Raw genomic sequence first — 14,922 nt, 5'->3', positions numbered from 1 at the left:
GATCGACTCGGTGAGCCGCAGACGCTTCGAGGCGGCGGCAGCGACGGCCGCCGCCTCGCTCGGGCCCACACGGACTAAGGCGCTGGCCACGCTCCTCTCCCAGGGCCGCTCCCCGGCGTACATCCTCGGCAGGCTCCAGACGCCGGCCGCGCTGGAAGCCGTATCGGCGTTGCTGGCGTCGATGACCGAGGACGGCGTTCCCTCGGCGGAGACGGCGGCGTATCTGCGGGGTTACGCAGCGGCCTGGACCCGACAGCGCGAGGACACCGAGGCCCGTGCGGTGTGGAGTGGCCCTTCCACGCCTGGGACACCCAGCCGCGCCACCGCCCAGGTGCTGACGGAGGTGGTCGGCGCCGCAGAGCACCGGCTCGTCGCCGTGACCTACTCGGCCCGCTCGTACGCACCGCTGACCGCAGCGCTGTCCGAGGCCGTGGCCCGGGGCGTCACAGTGGACATCGTCGTGGAGACGCTGGAAGGCGCGGGCGGGCTACTCTCCGGGCGTGAGCCGGCCGATGCCTTCTCCCGCGTACCGGGCCTGCGGCTCTGGCACTGGCCGACTGGTCAACGCCCCACTCCCGGAAGCCGGTTGCACGCGAAACTGGCGGTGGCCGACGACCGGATCCTCTTCCTCTCCAGCGCCAACCTCACTGCGGCCGGCGCCGAGCGCAACATCGAGGCGGGCGTCCTGCTGAACGGTGGCCCCATGCCAGGACGGATGGCGGAACACATAAGGGAGTTGCAGCGCCGAGGGGTTCTCGCACGGTGGCCAGGCACCCGATGAAGTTCCGTCACCGGCGAATCACCGCCATTTGCATGGCCGGTTGACGGCCACTTAGCCCTGAAGGCCGGAACCTGGCCAACAATTGAGCCTCCGGTTTCACATGATGCAGGAGGTCACAAATGGTCGCCGTCGCTCTGGTGCACAGCACCGCGCTGATGACGGAGCGGCTCCCCGAAAAGCCTCCGGCATGGCTGACCCGCGGTGAGCGGACCTTCGCGTATCCGTACAAAGACTGGAGGAAGCCGCGCGTCTGGTGCCTCGCCTTCTTCACGGACCGTCACGCCCGCTATGAGCAGCGCAGGATCATCGGGGTGGGCGGCGTCTTCCCGGGCAGGCGGTCGGGTACCTACGAACGCGCCCTGCTCGCGCGCGACTTCACCGCACTCCGTGTTCCGCTGCCGCTCGTCGACCTTGAGGGCGCGATGGGGGCCAGCCGCCGATTTCTCAAGGACGACGGTCGTTTGTCACCCGCGGCCGGCGACAATCTGCTCGCCGCCATCCGGCACCTGCGGCCGGAACTGAACGAGACGTTGGACGACCTGGAGAACAGCCTGGGTGCCAATCCTCCGACAGGGCGGGAAGGAGAACAGCGAAGCTTTGAGAAGGACGCGCTGGGTACCGTCATGGAGACGTTCGGCGCGGACCGCGATCCACTCGAAGCGTGGCAGCAGCCGCTCGGCGGGGACGATCCTCGCTCCCGGTCCGTCCCCTTCATCGAAGGGATGCCCGCCCTCCGACAGATCGAGGACCAGCAGATCGTCCACGACTACCTTCGCTTTCCTGGCATGGAGGGTGAAGACGCCGTGCAGGTCGGCTGGCGGATCTACCGCCGCAGCTCCGAGTCCCACCATCGGCTGTTCGTGTACAACGCCAACCGCACGAACGCCGAGACCGTCATGGGCGTCGACATGATCTACGTGAACGAGCACGCCCGAAGCGTGGCCATGGTCCAGTACAAGCGGATGCGTCAGAGCGGGCCCGGCTGGGTGTACTGGCACGACGCCACCGGCGAGCGGGAGTTGAAGCGGATGGAGACCGTCGACGACCAGTGCAAGGCCGAGGACGAGTGGGCTCGGACCAGCCAGGAGGGGCCGACGACGCTGGGGGATCCACGCCTGGTCCCCACGCCCAGCATGGTCAAACTGTGCCGAACCACTCCCTTCATGATGAACTCCGCCGCCCTCATCCCCGGCATGTATCTGACGCGGGAGCACTTCCAGGAACTGCTTCAACGCCCCGAGGCCGACGGGCCGTCCGGCGGGACACGCATCGTCGAGGAGTCGGTTCCCCGGTACCTGAACAACACCACCTTCACCACGCTGCTCAGGGACGGATGGATCGGCACGCGCGGCACCGGCTGGGACTACGTCATCGACCTAATACGCGAGAGCCTGTCCGCCAACGGGCCGGGCTCCGTCGTCGTGGGGATGCACCGGAGCGAGGTTCCGCCAGGCAACCGCCGAGTCAACTGACCCGCGCCGCAGGCGGACGGCGATCGAGGCGATCCGGCTGCCCTGGCACGTACGGACCGGTCTCGCGAATCGGAGCCGGTCAGTAAGGTGATCGTAGTCTTCTGGAGGGGGCGCGGATGGCGACGCTGGGGATGCACCGGGACTTCCTGCTGGAGTTCGCGGCGTTGGAGAAACCAGTCCAGAAGCGGGTCTTCGAGGTGTTCGAGAAGTTCGCGGCAGCCACGCACACTGGGCTGCACCTGGAGAAGCTGACTCACCAGAAAGATCCGCGGCTGCGGACCATCCGCATCACCGGCTTCTGGCGCGGCGTCGTCCTCAGGGGCGAGTCGGGCGACAGTTACCTGCTGCTCAAGGTGCTTCCCCATGACAAGGCCAACGACTGGGCCGCCAAGCACCGCGCGTCGGTGAACGAGGCGACGCAAGGCATCGAGATACGCAACGACGTGGCCCTGGAACGGGCCACGGCGGGGCTGCGAGCGCTGGCCGTCGAGGAACCGACCCGCCTGTTCCCCGCCTCCGACTACCCGGACAAGGTGCTGCGCAGCCTCGGTGTGGACGAGGAGATCCTGCCGATCATCCGGCTGATCCCGGACGAGGATCATCTGGAGGCATTGCACAAGGTGCTGCCGGAGCATCAGTACGACGTACTGCTGGGGCTCGCGACCGGCATGAAGCCCGAGGCGATCGACCGGGAACTGGTGCAGGCGTACGCCCGGACCGCTGCGCGGGCCCCCGCGGCCGACGACGGTGACGAGCTGGGCACCGCGATGGCCCGTTCCCGCGGCAGGGTCGCGCTCGTGTCGGGCCCCGTCGAACTGCAGGGAATCCTGGAGCGGCCGTTCGACGCCTGGCGGGTCTTTCTGCACCCGAGCCAGTACCGGGTGGCGTACCACGAGGGCTACGCCGGGCCGGCCCGGGTCACCGGCGGGCCTGGCACGGGCAAGACGGTGGTCGCCCTGCACCGGGCGTACCACCTGGCCCGGCAACTGCCCGAGGAGGCCCCCGACGGATGCGTTCTGCTCACCACCTTCACCAGGGATCTTGCGGCCGAGCTGGAGCGCTGTCTGACGCTGCTGGTCGAGGAGGAGAACGTCCGAGCGAAGATCCGGGTGGTCAACGTCGACGCCCTGGCCAACGAGATCGTCCGGGCGGAGCGCGGCGGCGCCCCACTGAAACTGGTCTCCGACCAGAAGGAGATCACCGCCCGCTGGACGCGCATCGCGCAGCGGTTGGGGATCGACTTCACGGACGTCTTTCTCGACCAGGAGTGGCGTCAGATCGTCCTCGCGCAGGCCCTGACCGAACCGGAGGAGTACCTGAAGGCGCCGCGCACCGGCCGTGGCACCGCGCTCCCGCCGCTGAAACGCCTTCAAGTATGGCGGGCTGTCACCGCGTTCGAGGAGCAATTGCGCCAGGCCGGCGAGTGGACGTTCCTTCAGGTGTGTGCGGAGGCGGCACGTCTCCTGGACGGCCGGGAACAGAGGCCGTACCACCATGTCGTGATCGACGAGGCGCAAGACCTACACCCCGCGCAGTGGCGGTTCCTGCGGGCCCTGGTCGCTCCCGGTCAGGACGATCTGTTCCTCGCTGGTGACACTTACCAGCGGATCTACGGGAACCGGGTGTCGCTGCGCTCGCTCGGCGTCCAGGTCGTCGGCCGCTCGCACCGACTCCGGATCAACTACCGCACCACGCAGGAGATCCTGGCCTGGTCGGCCTCACTGCTGACCGGTGAGGAACCGGACGACATGGACGGCGGGAGCGAGACGCTGGCGGGATACCGCTCCACCATGCACGGAGAGCGGCCGGAGACGGTCAGGTATGCCACAAAGCCTGAGGAGATCGAGGCGCTGGTGGCCCGTGTGCGGGATTGGACCGGCGCAGGGGTGCAGGCGGAGGACATCGGGGTGGCAGTGCGCTACGTCCATCTGGGGCGGGACATCGCCCTGGCCCTGGAGCAGGCCGGACTTGCCGCGTGCCTGCTCGGTGCCGGGCGCAGTGGCGCCGGTGTCCGGATCGGCACTATGCACCGGATGAAGGGGCTGGAGTTCCGTTGCGTCGCCGTCGCCGGGGTGAATGACGGCACCGTGCCGATGAAGTCGGCCGTCACCGCGGTCGAGGTCGACGCCCAGCAGCACCAGGAGGACCTGAACGGCGAGCTGAACCTGCTGTTCGTGGCGTGCACGCGGGCGCGCGAGGCGCTGCGGGTGTCCTGGCACGGGGCGCCGAGCCCGTTCCTGGCGCCGGTCGTCAACCCGCGCCCGTAGTGTTCGTAGATCCCGCACGCCATGGCTGCCGGCCCCATGCATGACGTGCGTGGGGCCAGGAGGGTGTCGTCGCCCCACACCCCACTTGAGGGGGCACGGAGGGTGTCAGGGAGTGCCCGGGTTCTCGTCCACCATACGGCGGGCCTCTGCCAGGGCCGCTGTATGCGCGAACCACTCCAGCACCGCGCAGATCTCCTCGCTGTGCGCGGCGAAGACCTCCACCGCGAAGGACGGGCGAAGGTCCAGTTTCGCCTCGGCCAGGTCGATGCCATCGATCCCGTTCAGGCGGTTCATCAACTCGCGCCGCAGCGGCTCGTCATCGAACGGGGGACGCTTCTTCAGATACTGGAACACGACCTCGACGGTGCCGGAGACTGGGTAGAGAGCCAGGGGCCACAGCTCTCGGGAAGCGGGGGCGTTGCCGAAACGCACTGTGGGGAAGCAACTGGTCTCGCTCGCTCGGCCGTAAGCGAGATGACCGCCCTGCTGCTCCCAGAAGCGCAGGGCGTCCAGGACGCCGTCGACGGTCTCCTCGGTCTGGTTGTCGCGCAGCTGCGTTTCGAACCGGCCGGAAGCTGACAGCTGCTCGTCACCGTCGGCCTGCGGTGACGGCTCGGCCTCATCATCGGCGACGTCCTTGCCAAGCAGGGCCGCCAGGTCGGAGGTCGTCAGCCGGTGGGATCGGCGGGCCCGGCCCGCGTCGTCGAAGGAAACTCCCTCGGCCTCCAGACGGGTTCGCACATCACCGAGGTCCTGGCCATCCGGCCACCTGAAGCCCGCCGAGACGCGGCCGTCCGCCGTCAGCACCCGGTAGGCGCCGTGCAGGCCCACCTTGGACGCCAGATGCTGGCCGACCGGGACGGCGTGGGTGCCGATCAGCGCCGCGACATCACCGTACGTCGTCCACGTCCCGGCCGGCATGGCGAGAAGCGCAGCCCGCAGCTCCTTCCAGCCGGACCACTCGTCGTCCAGCGGGACCGTGCCCGCGACGGGTCCGGGCCACAGCCGTACCACCCGGTCGGCGAGGGCAGCGGCACGATCAAGGATCTCCGCCTTGCCCCAGCGCTCCCGCCCCGCGATCTCCTGGTTCATCCGCAGGGAGCTGAAGTCCAGGATCTCCTGTTTGCGGCGGAACGGATGGTTCGAGAGCTTCGCGTTGTCGGCCGAGAGGGTCAGGTTGCCCAGGGTGTGGACCAGTAGGGCGTGGAGTTCCTCGGGGCCCTGTCCGTCCTCGGTCTCCTCGGCCAGCAGGTCCAGCCACTGGTGTGCGGGTCTCTGCGGCAGCACGTGTTCGACGGTCAGGTGCGCCTTGGCGTAGTCGACTGGTTCGCTGGCTCCGTAGCTCTCCTCCAGTCTGCGCAGCACCTGGAACCGCTGGTTGCTGCGGCCCGCCTTGTAGAAGGGCCGGGTGCGGATCGCCTCGCGGACGGCGTTGTCGTCGGGCCAGACGCGGGCACCCGTCTTGCTCTTCGACAGGAAGCGGCTTACGGCCTCGGCCGGGTCGTCGTCCTTCTCCATCTCCTTGGCCATCTCCATGAACACCCGGTTGCTGCCCGTGGTGGAGTGCCCGGTGAACAGGCGCCGCACCATGTAGCTCTCGGCGTATACCAGTGCGCGGGCGGCCTGGTGCGGTGTGGCTTGCCCGTCGTCCACGCGGTCGAGCAGATGGAGTGCCAGCGGGTAGTGGGTCTGGCCACCCCACCGGGAGAGCCTCTCCAGAACTTCGCGCAGCTCCGGGTCGGGCTCCCGCTCGGGTTCCAGGATCCGCATCAGACGCTCCGCCCGGCGGGCCAGGGAGGCGATCTCGGCCTCCAGGGCCGCTTCGTCGGAACTCAGGGGCTCCAGGCGCTTCTTCTGGTCCCGGTAGATCTCGCTCTGCTTCGCCCGGCTGTTGCCGGCCACCACCAGGTCAAGCCAGACGAGGAGTTCGAGGTTGGCGGGGCCCAGCCGTTCCTGCATGGGCAGCCACAGATTCTGGTAGACAGACTCGCCCCGGGTCGGCAGACACATGAAGAGGTAGTTGCGCAGGAGGTCGCTCTGGCTGAGTCCGACCCCCGTGTTGTTGATCGACTCGAAGATCCGGTAGACGTTGTCGCCCTCCGACGCGGTAATCTCCACGATCGACAGCAGACCGCTCAGCACGGTCTCCACCGCGTCCGTCCACGTCTCACCGGCGTTCTCCTCGCCTTCTGAGAGGGCGCCCAGGAAGAACCGGTAGGCGGCGCCCACGTTGCCGGGGCCGCCCGCCCTGGGTGAGCTCTCGACACAGGCAGTGAAGGCGTCGCGGTCCGCCTGCGTGGGCAGAAGCCGGTAGTGGTCGTCGCCGCTTCGGTATTTGTTGACGAGGACGAGGTCGTGGATGCGCTCGGCCTTCTGCTCCGCGCCGCGTTCCCGGTGGCGGTCGCGCAACGCCGTGAAGGCCAGCATGAGAGTGGTGAGCCGCTGCTGGCCGTCGACTACGAGCCAACGCTGCATGCCGCCGGCGGTGATCCGTCCCGGGGCCAGCACAACGGAGCCGAGGAAGTGCGCCGCGGGGGGCCGTCCTTCCAGGTGCTCCTCGACCAACTCCTGAACATCGTCCCAGAGTTGCCGTAGCTCATCCCGCTGCCAGCTGTAGGTGCGCTGATAGAGCGGCACTTGGTACTGCTTCTCTCCCTGGACGAGCTCGTTGAATGTGGTCTCCTGAGCGTGCACGCGCGTCTTTCCCCCCCGCCGAGTCCCGGACGACCTATTTTCCACTATCGAGGGTGGGAGTGTCTTCGTCCTAGACTGCATCAGTAGCGGTTACGTGTCTCTCGGGAGCCGGGCCTCCCTGCTGCGCAAGGGCTCGCTGCCACACATTTTCGGGCTCGAAGCAGGACTCCGCAAAAGCCACATGACCGGCCGATTTAGCCGTAGAAGGCGCGACTACGTCACTACAGGAGACATGACCTCGACGAACTAACGCGCTGCAGCATTACGGTGCGAGATGTGCGGCGCTCCTGGTCTTCTTCGACCTCGACAACACACTCGTAGACCGGCGGGGAACGCTCGCGGACCGGGCCGCCGAGTTCACTGACCGGCACCGTCTGGCAGACGAGGGTCAGGCATACGTCCTGAGCATGGTGGCAGAGCGGGCCTATCTGTCTACGTTTGACGTGGTCCGCATTCGGTAACGGCTGCCCATGTCCTGTCCTTGAACGCGGAGCTCTTTCCCGAGCGCCAACTTCGGTTGGAAGTAAGCGCCTTCGGCGCCTTCCCCATCGACCAGCACCAGCGCTTTCTCCCAGCCGATCGCCCGCACCTTCCCGGATGCTGGCGCGGGCCAGGCGCCACCTGGTCAAGCCCCCGTTTCTGGCGACACCCCTTGTTCCAGGTAGGCAGTCAGGCCGGCTGCGTGGGCCTGGATCCCGGCGGTGATCCGGCGTACGAGGCGGGGGATGGTGAGCTCTGGCAGCTGCTCGGCGGGGTGAAAGTCGTAGCTGCGGAGCTCGTCGGCTTGCAGCGCGATCTTCTGGCGCTGGTCCGCGCTGAGACGGCCGCCGTCGAAGAGGTAGAGGACCTTGTCTCCCTCCCCTGGATTCGGCGCCCAGTCCACGACGAGCAGGCGGCCGATGTGGGGCTTGATGCCCAGCTCCTCTTCGACTTCGCGCACGCAGGCTTGTCGGGGGGACTCCCCTTGCTCGACGTATCCGCCGGGGATGTCGCGGTAGTCCTTGTACGAGGGTTCGACGAGCAGGACCCGGTCGGCGTCGTCAAAGAAGAGTGCGCCGGCTGCCATGCGCGGGTGGGCCATCTTCGCTTCGTGCTCGTTCTCGCTCACGGGACGGACTCTAACCGGCGACTACGCCGAGTCTGCGTGCCAGGTCTGCGACCGGCTGGGCTGGGCGGCCTCGGGTACCTCGGATCCAGCTGATGACCAGTTCCCGGCTCAGGTAGTGGTGGCGCACCTGCTCGGGGGCAGCCCGTTCGGCGTCCAGAAGGGTGGCTAGGGCTTCGTCGGTCCGATTCCAGGCGCTGAGTGCTCGGGCGACTTCCAGGTTGTGCCTCACGCGGCGTTCCACAGGTAAGCCGCTGGTGTCGATGCGTTGCCCGAGGTCCGCGGCTATCTGAATGTCTCCGAGCTCTCCGGCGGTGGCGACGCAGTGGATGGCCACGTTCGTCGGGCCGAAGGCCGTCCACAGGTGGTTGGCATCGGTGCCCAACCGCTGTGCGGCTTCGTCGGCTTCTCGAAGGAAGGTCTGCGTCGTCGCCCGGTCCTCCGCTCGGGCGGCCGCCATGGCACCGGCGAGGAAGAGGGTGCCGTAGACCGAGAGGTATTCGTCGTTCGCGGTGCCCAAGCCGGGCTGCATCACGGCCGCGGCATCGTTCACCAGCTGGACCGCCGGGGTGAAGCGCCCGGTGGCTAGCAGGCAGTGTGTGACCGCCCGGAAGAGCGAGCCCGTCACCACGCTCTGGCCGCTGTGCTGCGCGGCCGCCAGGCCGCGGTCGGCGGCGATCCATGCCAGCTCCGACTCCCCGACCTTGCCCAGCACCATGGCTGCGCCTTGGTAAGTCAGGGCGAGCAGGGCATGAGCTTCCTCCCTCTTGTGCCCCGAGTACCCGCGGGATGCGGCGAGGGCATCGGCCAGTACGAAGGGAAGGCGTCGTGTGGCGAAGCCGTATCGAGACGCCTGATAGGCGTCGAGGATCTCCCTCACGTTGGCCCGAAGGTCCTCCAAGCCGGGCGGTTCGTCATCGGGCGGAGGCCCCAGCAGGGGCGTGAGCTGCTTGTAGTCCATGAGGGCTTCGCGCAGGGCGGGGACCGTGCGGCGGCCGCTGTCGTTCGACCACTCCATAAGGGTCGGTTCGGCGAGCAGGTCTCCGAGGGAGACGTCGAGGGCCTCGGCGAGTGAGGTGATCACCGAGAGCCGGTCGAGCTCGATCCGATTGTTCTCCGCTTTGCTCAGCCAGTCCGTGGTCCGCCCGACAAGGCCGGCCAGGACTTCTTGGGAAAGGCCGCGCCGGCGCCGGTACCAGGCGACGCGCTCGCCGATGGTCAGGTTCTCTGTCATCCCTCGCATGTCCTGAGCATCACCTCGTGGCCGGAATCGACCCCGGAAGGATTTTCCGGGGTGCTGCGGGGTGCCGTACCTACTGTCGCAGTAGATCGAAAATGCCGCCGGGCAGAGAGGTCAACTCCCTCCGCTTCGGCTGGCTTTGGTGATCAGTCCTGCCTCTCAAATGGAAGCAGGGCGCGGCTGGCTGATACGGACTGGAGGTGCGGAGGGTGCGCAGCACGAAGACGGCGGAGCCATGGATCGAGCAGGGTCTAGGCCCGTTCGGCCCGGCAGCCCTCAAGCCGTACTCAAGAATGCGGTTCGCCACGGACGGCAGTGCCTTGCTGAAGATCTACGTGGGCATCGACCCCGAGGGACGGCGCCAGCGTGAGGTCGAAACGGTCGAGAGCGCTGCCCTGTGGGGTATCTCGGTCCCGGCGGTCCTGGCCACGGGAAACGATGGGGCCGGGTCTTGGACGGCATTCCGAACGGTGGACGGCGCGCCGTGCTCGGTAAGCACGCGCTCAGCGATTGAGGAGTACATCGGTCACGTCGTGGCTGTGAGCGGCAGGCTGCACCGGCCTGCCGCTGGCGCCACTCCCGGCTCCGGCTGGGAAGCACGGCAAGCAAGTGTCGCTTCCTCGCACCAATTCCTGCTCGATCAGCTCTCTTCTCACTGTCGGTCGCTTCCCTGGTGGGCGGCACTGAGTGAGGCCCTCCAACCGATCGATTCCCATCCGGTCGTTCGCCTGCACGGTGATCTCAAGCCCGAGCACCTCCTCATCGACGGTGAGCGCCTGCACGTCCTCGACTGGGAGGCGAGTGCCTGCGGACCAGCCGTACTCGACTACACCGACGTGGCGTTCCACCTCGTACGCGACCTGCTGTACGGGGGTATGCCGCCTGGACGCATCCCGGTCGATCTCCTGACCCGGTTGCCGTTCAGCGGGCCGGTCCTGGCCTGGCGCCTCCTCCTCTGGCTCGATCGCCGTCGGACGAGGGACATCGACCTCATCACCACCCAAGACGTCTATCGACTCGCTGCCGAGGAACAGGCTGCCTCCGCGTACCGGTCGCTTGCTCAGTCGGTCGCGCTCCTCCGCGCTGCTGGCGTCCCTCGCTGAATTCTCCGCTCCACCGCTCGTCCAGGCGTGCTGACGCCTGCGCTCATCCCCTTCTCATCCCCTTCTGCCCATCCCTGAAAGGGAGTTCGTGATGCCTCGTACGAGCACGACCATCGACAATAGTCACATCGTCATCGACACCGGCATGGCCCAGCCGGACGCGACGACCATCGTGGAACGCAAGGGGCTCGGCCATCCGGACACCCTGGCCGACCATCTCGCCGAGCGGTTGTCCCGCGCCTACAGCCGCTACACCGTTCAGCAGTTCGGCGCCGTCCTGCACCACAACTTCGACAAGCTAGCCCTCCTCGGTGGAGCCAGCGAAGTGCGGTACGGGGCCGGCCGGATGACATCGCCGGTGCGTGTCCTGGTCAATGGGAGGGCTGCGCCGTTGTGCGGCGGCGAGTTGATTCCGGTCGAGGACATCGTGGAGGCCGAGGTCCGGGCGTTCTTCGCCGAGCGACTGCCCGAGGTCTCGGCCCACCTCGACATCGTCTTCAACATCACCAGCAATTCGAGCCCCGGTGCCGTCCTCACCGGCAACGGGGTGCCCGACCGCACCCGCTGGTTCAACCCGCGCTCCGTCGAGGATCTCCGCGAGCGGCGGGTACGGCTCTCCAACGACACGTCCCTCGGCACCGGCTGGGCGCCGGAGAGCCCGTTCGAGTCGTTCGTAAGGGAACTGGTGGACCACTTCTCCGGGAAGAGCGAGTTCACGCTCGCCCACGCCTGGTGCGGCTCGGACGTCAAACTCATGGGCTACTGGGACGGAACTCAGGCCGACATCGTGTTGTGCGTCCCCCAGAAGTCGCGTCACGTCGCCAGCCGGGCGGAGTACGTCCGCAACGCGGAGACCGTCCTCGCCGAGTGCCACCGCCTCGCCGGCCTCCGGCTGCCTGGAGCGGAGGCGCGCTTCCGGCTGAATGCTCGCGACGTTCCGGAGAAGGACGAGCTGTACCTCACCTACACCGGCAGTTCGATCGAGTCCGGTGACGAAGGCGTCGTGGGGCGAGGAAACCGGGTCAACGGGCTGATTACACCGTTGCGCCCGATGAACCTTGAGGGCGCCAACGGCAAGAACCCCGTCTACCACGTGGGCAAGTTGTACAACGTCGCCGCGCAGCGCCTCGCCAACCGGCTCCACGAGGCGACCGGTGGGCACGCCGAGGTGCACCTGGTGAGCACGACTGGGCAGCGGCTCGATCAGCCCTGGCGCGTCCTCGTCCGCCTGTCCTCTCCCGACGTCGAGGTGGACAAGGTGCAGGCCCTGGTCACTGAGGCGCTCGGCGAGTTCCCGGCCCTGACGGACGAGCTGGTTTCTGACGGGATCGTGCTGAGCTGATGGTGATGCGGACGCTCGGAGAGGTTCCCGCAGGGTGCAGACAGCGGCTGCTCGCGCACTACGGGCCCGAAGCCCAGGCTTGGCTGGACGCAGCACCAGCCCTGCTGGAACAGGCCGCGGAATGCTGGCAGTTGTCCCTCGGCGACTATCACGACGCCGGACACGCCTCGGTGATTGCGACAGCGACCGCCCTCGACGGGCGTCCGCTGCTCCTCAAGGCATGGGCCGACTCCGCCCGGTATCGCCACGAAGTGAGCGCACTGCGACTGTGGGCGGGCGGACCGACTTCGGACGTCATCGAGGCCGCTGACGACCTGGCGGTGGCTGCCCTGGAGCTGGTGGGAGGGCGCCCTGGTGGCGCGGAGCGGCCAGCGCGCGAGGTTCAGATGGTGGCGGCTGCACTGCAGGGGCTGCACACCCTCGGCCAGCGCCGAAGGCGAGCGAACAGCTTCCCGCTGCTCACCGACTACCTTGGCACGGAGATGCTGCCGCGGATTCGGCGACGGATGGAGGCGCTCGACCTCGACGCATGGCGTCTGCTCGTCGACGCCGCGCTCCCGGCGCTCGCCGGACTGCAGGAAGACCCAGGCAGGATGACTGTCCTGCACGCGGACTTGTATCGGGAGAACGTGCCATTCGACTTGCTGGGGCACCCTCGCCTGCTCGATCCGCTGCCCATGCTGGGCGACGCGGCATTCGACTGGGCCTTCTGGGCCGTCTATTACGACCTCGGGCACGGGACCGACGGGCGGCTGGCCGCTGCCGCCCGCATCTCGCGGATCCCCGTTCCCGTACTCGCGCCGTGGTGCCGAGCGCTGGCCCTCGACGGACTCCTCTACTACCTGGAGGCCGGGGACCCGAGAGCACCGCGGATGGCGGAAGTGCTCGCCGGCCTTTCCGCGTCGACCCCGAGGAGGGGCGTGTGACCACCTACGTCCTCCGCCACGGCCAGACGAACTACAGCAAGCGGTACCTCGTCAACGGCGACCCGTCCCAACCCATCCACCTGACCGAGGAGGGTCGACAATCGCTGAGCCTGGGCTGGTCCACCCTTCCCCTCCACACCGTGCGGACGTGGTTGACCAGCGAGTTCCCGCGTGCCCAGCAGACAGCTTCTCTGCTGATGGGCGTGCCGGCGGCGGAACTGGTCATCGAGCCTCGCCTGAATGAACTCGACTACGGAGAGTTCGAGGGCCGCCCGTTCCTGGAGTACGCGGTCTGGCTGGACGGCCAGGGTCCGAACGAGCGCCCTGCGGGCGGTACCGAGTCCCAGCGCGACGGCATCCGGAGGATGCTCACCGGACTGCTCGCCACCTTGGACCGACCCGGGCCCCGCGTTCTCGTAGGCCACGGCCTTTTGGCCTCCGTGCTCCTCTGGCATCAGAACCGATCTCCGAAAGAGGCCATGCCGCTCTTCTTCCCGGAGGCGCCGTACGTCGAGCCGATCGCCATACCCGACGACGAGCTGCCGAACTGGATCACGGCGCTGATGAGTGATCTCGACAGGGAGGTTCCCGGAGATCGCGCCGACCGCGGTGGCGCGGACATATTCCGGATCGGTGAGGGCTCGGCGGTTGCTACCGTCGATTCCGTATCCCACCAGCCGGATCAAAAGGATCTTCCTCATGCATGATGCCCGCGCCCTGATTGAAATGGGTGCCGAAGCGGTTCGTCGGCTCGCTCGCCGCGGTTACTCTCTGGACCTGTCCGAGCTGGAGTCCCTCCAGTCTCGGCGCAACCAGAACATCCGCTCGGCCGACGAGCTGCGGGCTGAGTCCAAGCGGGTGGCGAGTGAGGTCCAGCAGACGGCCAAGCTGGGCGGCGACATCTCCAAGCTGAAGGAGCGCGCCCGCGAGCTGAAGGACCAGATCCGGGACATCGAGGCCGGGCAGGTGCAGGTCGAGGAACAGCTCCGCGACCTCCTCCTCAGCATCCCGAACCTGCCGGACGACGCGGCCCCGGACGGCGACTCCGAGGACTTCGCGGTCGAGATCCGGCGGGTCGGTACTCCGCCGGCCTTCCCGTTCGAGCCGAAGGACCACGTCGACCTCGGTGAGGCCATCGGCATTCTTGACTTCGCTCGGGCGACGAAGCTGTCCGGCCCGCGCTTCGCGGTCTCGCGCGGCGCCGGAGCAGCGCTGGAGCGTGCCCTGGCCACACTCTTCCTCGACCTGCACACCCGTCGGCACGGGTACGTCGAGCACGCGGTCCCGTACCTGGTCACCCGCAAGACGATGACTGGCACGGGGCAGCTACCGAAGTTCGAGGAGGACCTGTTCAAGACCGGCGTCGCCGACCGCGAGCTGTTCCTGATCCCGACGGCCGAGGTGCCGCTGACCAACCTCTACGCCGACGAGATCATCCCTCCGGCCGAGCTGCCGCTGGCGCTCACCGCGCACACACCGTGCTTCCGGTCCGAAGCCGGGTCGTACGGCCGCGACACCCGGGGCCTGATCCGTCAGCACCAGTTCGCCAAGGTGGAGATCGTCCAGATGGTCGATCCGGCGGACGCGGACGCCACGCTGGAGACGATGGTCGGCCACGCCGAGGCATGCCTGAAGGAACTCGGCCTCGCCTACCGCGTCGTCAAGCTGGCTGCCGGTGACACTGGCTTCTCCGCCCAGCTCACGTACGACATCGAGGTCTGGATTCCGAGCCAGAACACGTACCGAGAGATCTCCTCGGTCTCGAACTTCGGTACCTTCCAGGCCCGCCGGGCCAACATCCGGACTCGTGGCGAGGACGGCAAGCCCAAGCTCGTCGCCACCCTCAACGGCTCCGGTCTGCCTATCGGCCGCACTCTGGCCGCTCTCCTTGAACAGTGCCAGCAGCAGGACGGTTCCATCCTCCTGCCCGAATCTCTCGTCCCGTACCTCGGCTTCCGCCGTATCTCGGTGGACGGAACACCGGAGGCATAA

Annotated in this window: 11 protein-coding genes; 8 read left to right on the top strand and 3 right to left on the bottom strand. The window is 67.8% G+C overall.

Annotated elements, in window-relative coordinates; all coding sequences use genetic code 11:
* Positions 1-10: 10 nt before the first annotated feature.
* The 3 genes from drmC to ACU6P3_RS15345 all read left to right on the top strand — a co-directional run bounded on the left by drmC (position 11) and on the right by ACU6P3_RS15345 (position 4,520).
* Positions 11-781 carry a DISARM system phospholipase D-like protein DrmC gene (gene drmC, locus ACU6P3_RS15355; protein ID WP_447197596.1) on the top strand — a complete coding sequence of 257 codons (771 nt, stop codon included), beginning with the start codon at positions 11-13 and terminating at the stop codon, positions 779-781.
* Positions 782-900: 119 nt separating this feature from the next.
* Complete coding sequence (locus ACU6P3_RS15350) at positions 901-2,253, top strand: hypothetical protein (RefSeq protein WP_447197595.1); 1,353 nt, start codon at positions 901-903, stop codon at positions 2,251-2,253.
* A gap of 116 nt (positions 2,254-2,369) precedes the next feature.
* The gene (locus tag ACU6P3_RS15345; protein ID WP_447197594.1) at positions 2,370-4,520 is read left to right on the top strand and encodes a UvrD-helicase domain-containing protein; all 2,151 of its coding nucleotides are present in this window, start codon (positions 2,370-2,372) and stop codon (positions 4,518-4,520) included.
* A gap of 105 nt (positions 4,521-4,625) precedes the next feature.
* Here ACU6P3_RS15345 and ACU6P3_RS15340 read toward each other — a convergent pair whose 3' ends face one another.
* From ACU6P3_RS15340 to ACU6P3_RS15330, 3 genes are all read right to left on the bottom strand, one after another.
* Entirely contained in the window at positions 4,626-7,214 is a 2,589-nt protein-coding gene (locus ACU6P3_RS15340) for a GmrSD restriction endonuclease domain-containing protein (RefSeq protein WP_447197593.1), read from the bottom strand.
* A 625-nt stretch (positions 7,215-7,839) separates the two neighbouring features.
* Complete coding sequence (locus tag ACU6P3_RS15335) at positions 7,840-8,322, bottom strand: NUDIX domain-containing protein (protein ID WP_447197592.1); 483 nt, start codon at positions 8,320-8,322, stop codon at positions 7,840-7,842.
* A gap of 10 nt (positions 8,323-8,332) precedes the next feature.
* On the bottom strand, positions 8,333-9,553 hold the full coding sequence (locus tag ACU6P3_RS15330; RefSeq protein WP_447197591.1) for a helix-turn-helix domain-containing protein: 1,221 nt from the start codon (positions 9,551-9,553) through the stop codon (positions 8,333-8,335).
* A gap of 215 nt (positions 9,554-9,768) precedes the next feature.
* Here ACU6P3_RS15330 and ACU6P3_RS15325 point away from each other — a divergent pair, with 215 nt between their 5' ends.
* The 5 genes from ACU6P3_RS15325 to serS all read left to right on the top strand — a co-directional run bounded on the left by ACU6P3_RS15325 (position 9,769) and on the right by serS (position 14,922).
* Positions 9,769-10,662, top strand: coding sequence for a phosphotransferase family protein (locus ACU6P3_RS15325; RefSeq protein WP_447197590.1), 894 nt, complete (start codon positions 9,769-9,771; stop codon positions 10,660-10,662).
* A 91-nt stretch (positions 10,663-10,753) separates the two neighbouring features.
* The gene (locus ACU6P3_RS15320; RefSeq protein ID WP_447197589.1) at positions 10,754-12,004 is read left to right on the top strand and encodes a methionine adenosyltransferase; all 1,251 of its coding nucleotides are present in this window, start codon (positions 10,754-10,756) and stop codon (positions 12,002-12,004) included.
* The gene (locus tag ACU6P3_RS15315) at positions 12,004-12,930 is read left to right on the top strand and encodes an aminoglycoside phosphotransferase family protein (RefSeq protein ID WP_447197588.1); all 927 of its coding nucleotides are present in this window, start codon (positions 12,004-12,006) and stop codon (positions 12,928-12,930) included. The genes ACU6P3_RS15320 and ACU6P3_RS15315 overlap by 1 nt, the downstream gene beginning before the upstream one ends.
* Positions 12,927-13,637, top strand: coding sequence for a histidine phosphatase family protein (locus tag ACU6P3_RS15310; RefSeq protein WP_447197587.1), 711 nt, complete (start codon positions 12,927-12,929; stop codon positions 13,635-13,637). Before ACU6P3_RS15315 ends, ACU6P3_RS15310 begins: the two co-directional genes overlap by 4 nt.
* A complete protein-coding gene (serS, locus tag ACU6P3_RS15305; protein ID WP_447197586.1) occupies positions 13,630-14,922 on the top strand; it encodes a serine--tRNA ligase in 1,293 nt (430 codons plus the stop codon). Before ACU6P3_RS15310 ends, serS begins: the two co-directional genes overlap by 8 nt.

The sequence above is a fragment of the Streptomyces hebeiensis genome (genome assembly GCF_052983195.1).
Note: the sequence above shows the minus strand (reverse complement) of the source record. Positions and strands in the feature narration are given on the sequence as shown.